Annotated in this window: 3 protein-coding genes; 1 reads left to right on the forward strand and 2 read right to left on the reverse strand. The window is 68.0% G+C overall.

Features of this window, described 5'->3' with window-relative positions; translation table 11 throughout:
* The first annotated feature begins 15 nt into the window (after nt 1-15).
* Nucleotides 16-618 (forward strand): ISL3 family transposase, encoded by a 603-nt coding sequence (locus ACZ6ZR_RS38645; protein WP_465650715.1) that lies wholly within the window; start codon nt 16-18, stop codon nt 616-618.
* A 41-nt stretch (nt 619-659) separates the two neighbouring features.
* Here ACZ6ZR_RS38645 and ACZ6ZR_RS38650 read toward each other — a convergent pair whose 3' ends face one another.
* Complete coding sequence (locus tag ACZ6ZR_RS38650; protein ID WP_465650711.1) at nt 660-1,295, reverse strand: HAD-IA family hydrolase; 636 nt, start codon at nt 1,293-1,295, stop codon at nt 660-662.
* 199 nt (nt 1,296-1,494) lie between these two features.
* Nucleotides 1,495-1,776: LysM peptidoglycan-binding domain-containing protein (locus tag ACZ6ZR_RS38655; RefSeq protein ID WP_465650713.1), on the reverse strand; the 282-nt coding region annotated here is incomplete at its 5' end.

The following is a 1,776-nucleotide window of genomic DNA, read 5'->3' on the forward strand; positions in this document are numbered from 1 at the left end:
GCTGCCTCAAACGCTATGTCATCCGCGAGGTCTACCACCTGCTCCGACCGGCCCCACGAACAGTCTCCGCCGCGAGTTGACAACTATAGGAGCGTATGTCACAGCGCAGTTCGGCTCCACCGTGAACTCTCCGAGCGTGGCCTCGCCGTCAGTGAGCGGACCGTCCGCCGCTTCGTGCACCGGCTACGCGAGAACGCCAAGCCGACCACCCGCCCGCCGGTCCCCAAGGTCCGCGAGGTGACCAGGCTGATCCTCACCCACCCCGACCACCGATCCGAGGCACAGCAAGTCCTCCTGAAGGACGTACGCCTCCGTTGCCGGGAGTTGGACGATGCGTGCAACCTCATCGCGCGGTTCGCCTCGATCCTCGTCAACCGCCGCGGCCAGGAGGAACTCGAAGAGTGGAGTGCGGATGCCGAGGCCAGCGGTCTGCCCGAGCTGCGAGGCTTCGCCACTGGCCTGCGCAAGGACTGGGACGCGGTCATGGCCGGCCTCACGCTCCGCTGGAACTCCGGCCCGGTCGAGGGCTACGTCAACCGGATCAAGATGATCAAGCGTCAGATGTTCGGCCGCGCGAAGCTCGACCTCCTGCGAAAGCGAGTACTCCTCACCATCTGACGATCAACATCGCCGAACCGCCGCGGACGGTCCCCCACAGGTCAATGCTCTACCAGAAACCGTTCTGCGATCAGCAGGCTGCGTACCTCCGCCAAGGACCCGGCACGCATGTGCGCCTGCCGCAGTGCTTCTTCCCGGTGGGTTGTCGTCAAGCCGATCACCGTGCAGCCGGCTGCCACCGCAGCGGCTACTCCAGCGGGGGCGTCCTCGACGACCACGCACGCCGAGGCGGCGACGCCGAGCCGAGACGCGGCGAGGGCGAAGCAGTCCGGCGCGGGCTTGGCGCGTTCCACATCGCTGCCATAGACCTGCACCGTTGGGAGGGGGAGGCCTGTCGCCATGAAACGGGATTCGACGAAGGCCTGGTCGCCGGAGGTCACGATCGCCCACGGGCTGTCGGACAGTGCTGCCAGCAGATCACCGGCGCCGTCGACCGGCCCGATGCTGTCGCGTTCCCCGGCCAACAGGCTGTCGAGTACCTTCCGCTCGACGGCCGGGTCCAGATGGGCGGCTGCGTCTTGGACAGTGTCCTCGGGACGCCGCCCGAAGGTGAGCTGCCACACCTTCTCAGGGTCCAGTCCTCGCGCCAACGACCAGGAGTCCCAGACTTTCCGGTGAGCGGCGGCGGAGTCCAACAGGACTCCGTCCACGTCGAAGAGCACAGCAGAGATCGTCATGCCGACATGTTCCCAGGCAGACAAGACAGGTGGCCTTCGGGACCAGCAAGCGCCCCTTCACGGAACTCGCGCCAGAGCCAGCTTAAGCTGGCCGCCGTCACGCGCCTGGGTGCGCGTCAGGGATACGACGAAGCCTCTCTTCGCCGACCGGGGTCGGTGAAGAGAGGCTTCGTCGGCTGGCCGGTACCGGCCGTAGAGGTCAGATGCTCAGCACCTGGCCGGGCAGGATCATGTCGATGTCGCCACCGATGACGGCGGCGTTGGTGGTGTAGAGGGTGTTGAGGTCCACGCCGTGGGCGGCGGCGATGGCGCCCAGGGTGTCACCGCTCTTGACGGTGTAGCCGCCACCGGTGCTCTGCTGCGCGGAGGCGACCGGCGCCGCCGGCGCGGCCGGGGCGGCCGGGGCGCTCTTCTCGACGGGCTTGCGCTCGGTGCCGCGCGAGGCCGCGGTGGTGTCGTTCTTCGGCGCGGCCTTGGTGCT

This window comes from Kitasatospora sp. NPDC088742 (assembly GCF_055584905.1).